The sequence below is a fragment of the Halomonas sp. SCS19 genome (genome assembly GCF_040147015.1).
Classification (GTDB): domain Bacteria; phylum Pseudomonadota; class Gammaproteobacteria; order Pseudomonadales; family Halomonadaceae; genus Halomonas; species Halomonas litopenaei.
The window spans coordinates 400,010-404,108 of sequence record NZ_JAMSHN010000001.1; the positions used below are offsets into that span (position 1 = coordinate 400,010).

General features: G+C 66.8%; 2 protein-coding genes. Both read right to left on the bottom strand.

Features of this window, described 5'->3' with window-relative positions; all coding sequences use genetic code 11:
• Positions 1-3: 3 nt before the first annotated feature.
• The gene (locus tag NFH97_RS01675) at positions 4-2,166 is read right to left on the bottom strand and encodes a peptidase M50 (protein WP_349624283.1); all 2,163 of its coding nucleotides are present in this window, start codon (positions 2,164-2,166) and stop codon (positions 4-6) included.
• A 3-nt stretch (positions 2,167-2,169) separates the two neighbouring features.
• Positions 2,170-4,056, bottom strand: coding sequence for an efflux RND transporter periplasmic adaptor subunit (locus NFH97_RS01680; protein WP_222515316.1), 1,887 nt, complete (start codon positions 4,054-4,056; stop codon positions 2,170-2,172).
• Positions 4,057-4,099 lie beyond the last annotated feature (43 nt).

Genomic DNA, 4,099 nt, shown 5'->3' on the forward strand with positions numbered 1-4,099 from the left:
GACTCAGCGCTCGAACAGGCGCAGGAAGGAACGCCGGACCTGCCGCCACACGCGGAATCCAATCGGCTCCGGTGTGTGCTCGATACGCACCTGGACACCTTGACCCAGGCGCACCCTTGCAGCGCTCTCGATCAGGCTTGTGGCGCTGAAGTCCGCCAGATGATGCCGACGAAAGGCCCTCAGCGGCTCGCCTTCCCCCGACGCCGCCGTGGGGTCCAGGGCAACATCGCCTCCGCCCTTCTGGGTGAGACTCAGGCTCGGCACCTCATGACTGGCGCCAGGGGACAACCGCAGCAGGTGCGAGGCGACGGCCTTCGCATCACCGCCGGTACGCACGCTGACGCTGCGCCGGTCGTCGCGCACGAGTTCCGCCTGGTGGGTCGGCACCAGCGTCCGCACTCGCAGGTCACCGGATTTGACCAGCACCCCGAGGGCCTGGCCGCGGCGAACATGGCTACCCAGGAGGGGCGCCCCTTCGGGCATCATCCAGCGTCCATCGTGGGGGCTCGTCAGCAATGTCGCCGCCGCTCTGCGCCTGGCATCGACCAGCTGACCATCGACCAGGCGTTGAGTCTCCGCCAGCACCGACAGCGCCTGCGGGTCCCGAATGTCGGCCTGCTGCTGCTGCTGGATTTCCCGTGCCCTGGCCTCGAGCAGCCTCACCTCGGCGTCGAGTTCCGGTGCCGCGATACGGGCAATCGGGTCGCCGGTGCGAAGTGGCTGCCCTTGTATCGCCATCAGTTCGACCAGCTCACCGCTGACACCGGACCGCAGGCGCGCGGGCTCGGCAGAATCGATCACCCCCTTTAGGGTGGTGGCGTGAGGCGCGGGCACCAGCAGCAGGCCCGCCAGCAGCAACGCCAGGCCGCCGAGCAACCAGCTCCAGGCGCGAGTGCGAGAACCTTCGAGTTGGCTATCCACAGACATGGCCTTCAACAGCTTGAACAGGGGCAACAGCAGCGTCATGGTCACCGACCACAGCGCCAGCAGGATACCGATGAACAGGTACTGGGTGGCGACGAAGGTGGCGATGACCACCATGATGATCAGTCGGTAGACGAAGGACAGCACCGCATAGGCCACCAGCCACCAGGCCTCCTTGAGCGAACCGGCCTGACCGCTGACATCGCGACGTCCCAGCAGGTAGCGCTTGACCACGTAGGTGAGCTGCTGGTTGGCGCGGGAAAACAGATTCGGAATTTCCAGGTAGTCGGCCAGCACGTAGTAGGCGTCGAAGCGCAGCAGCGGGTTGCCGTTGAACATCAGGGTCGAGACACCGCCGATCAACATGACGTTGAAGGCCAGCGAGCGAACAACGCCAGGCTCGGCCATGGCCCACACCAGCATGGCCGCCGCCGCCAGCCAGAGTTCGACCAGCACCCCGGCGGCCCCGACCAGCATACGCTTGCCCTTGTCCGGGCAGGCCGCAGCGGCGCTGGCGTCGACGTAGGGTACCGGGAAAAAGACCAGCAGCATCACCCCGATCTCGTGGACCTCGCCGCCCGCGTCGCGGGTGGCCCAGGCGTGCCCCAGTTCGTGCAGGGTCTTGATCAACGGGTAGACCAGTGCCATCAGCAATAGATTGTCGACCCCCAGCACCCGATCGGCCAGGTTGTCGCTCAGCTGCGTCCAGTGGATGCCTGCGACCACCAGCGCCAGCACCACGGTCGCCAGCCACAGCACCGCGCCCAGCGGGCCCAGCAGCGGCCTTACCAGCGGGTAGCTCGCGGCGACGAAGCGCTCCGGATCCAGCAGCGGGATGCGGATGCCCAGCGGCGACTTGATCAGCTGCAGCCACTTGCTGCGACGCTGCCGCGTCTGACGCCGTGACAGTTCCTCGATATTGATGTCTTCGTGCCCCGAAAGCAGATTGGCACGATGCAAGCGACCGATCAGGGTGACCAGTTCCTGCTGTGTCGGCATGGCTTCGCCCAACGACCGGCTGACCTGATGCCAGATGTCGTCGAGGGTGCGTCGTCCATCGAGTCGCCCGATGATCTGATAGGACTCCGGCGTAAAACGATGCACCTGTCCAGTCAGCGAATCGTGCAGCACGTACCACGGCTCGCCGCGATACTCGTGGCGTGACAAACGCGCATGCCGGCGCAGGCGCAGGCGTAGATCGGCGACTCGGTGCCAGTGCTGGCTGAACAGTGCAGTGGTCATGATTCACCCCCACCAGCGCCACAGCGTCAGCTTGAGCCAGTCTCGCAGCCCGCGGGTCCAGATCTCGATCAGCGGACCTTCGCCGACCTCGACCCGCGCAATACCCGACAACCCTGGGCGCAGCAAGCGTTCCACCTGCCGGGGGTCAACCTCGCCGGCGTTCATCTCCAGGCGAGCCTCGACGATAAAGCGGGTCTGACCTTCACCGCTGGTGCTCCGGGGTGTGATCCGCTCGACCACCAGCGGCCAACGCTTGCCGGTCATCGAGGCGAGCACCATCGAGCCATGCTGGGTCGGCGCCAGATCATCGATACGGCCCTCGGGCACGGCCAGGTCCAGGCGAAACCCGTCCAGCGGAGAGACGCGAAACAGCTCCTCGCCCTGCTCGGTCACCGCGCCCAGTCGCTGAGTCAGGTCGCCACTGACCACCACCCCATCGAAGGGCGCGACCAGGGTGGCCCGATTGAGCCTGGACTCGACCAGCGCAACCCGTGCCTCGGCCTGCTCTCGCTGAGCCGCCAGCACGTTGAGCCCGGCGCGATCACCACGCGCGCGGGACTCCTGCTCCTGGCGTGACAGCTTGGCGATTTCGCTCTGCCATTGCAGCCGTTCCAGCAGCAGCTCCCGGGTTTCCATGCTCGCCAGCACCTGCCCGCGCTCGACACGATCACCGGCTCGCACGCTGGTTGCCTCGAGATACCCCCGGAACGGCGCCGAGATCACCCGCTGCACACGACTTTCGACGGTCACCTCCGCCGCCACCTCTTCCACCGTGGTGATCAGGGTGGAGGCGACCAGCAGAGCCACCAGCGCCAGCACCGCCAGCTTGAGCCCGAGATGTCCCGGTCCAAGCAGGCGCTCCAGTTGCTCGCCAGCCGATGCCAGCGCCTTGACCACCAGCGGCCGGTCGTTGCGCCTTTTCTCCTCCAGCGCACGGGTGCATAGCGCCAGCAGACTCTCCAGCGCCTCGATCTCGTCGAGGGTAAAGGGTCGATCGCGTTCCAGGGTCACGGCGCCACGCGCCACCCCATCGTCGAGGCAGGGTACGCTGACCACCGAAGGAACACCGCCGAGGGCGACCAGCTCCTGATGGGCCAGCTGGACACCGCCATCGTGCCGCCCTGCCGCACCTTCCACGGGAGGACAGGCCACGCTGGCCAACTGGTCGAGCGCCTCATCCATCGCCGCCGCCGTGGCCTTCACTCGATTCATCTTGCGATTGAACTGGGCGCTGTGGGAAATCTGCAACACGCGACAACTGGCACCACGGCGCCAGCCGAGGCTTACGCGTTCGGCACCGAACTGCTCGGCCAGACGGGTCACCAGCTGTGCCGAGGCTGCGGCGAAGGTAGCCTCCGACAGCACGCCGGCCAGCAGGGACAGGCGGTCCCCGAGTACCGCCTGGTGTCGCAGCATGTCTTCTTGCCGCTCACTCATCAGGTCCCGTTCCAGCGCAGCGACACCTTCCTCGAGTCGCTGCATCAGTGGCACCAGGGACTGACGTGCCCGCGCCACACCGTCGTCGGAGGTGTCGCGCAGGCCAGGCGGAATCGCCAGGCTCAGCGCTACCGCGCCTGCCACCTCGCCATCCATGCTCACCGGATAGCCGATGCCCAGGTGCGCCTCATCCAGTTGGCTGACCATGCCACTGGCAACCTCGGCGACCTCACTTGCCAGCGCCAGCAGTGCCTCGCCGGCGCCCTCGCCCTCGCTGAAGCCCGGCCACAGCGCCACTGGCTCGATGCCGGATGGCCCACGCCACGCCACCAATCCCTCGACCAGCCGCACCTCATCGACAGCGCCGCTGCGCTCACAGTGCCGGGCCAGCCAGTGCTGCATCCGTTCACGCATGGACGCTTCAACGTCGCCCCTTGCCTCGTCTAGCAGCATACCGCTCCCGCTGGCCCGTTCAGGCCCCTCATCAAGGTGTCAA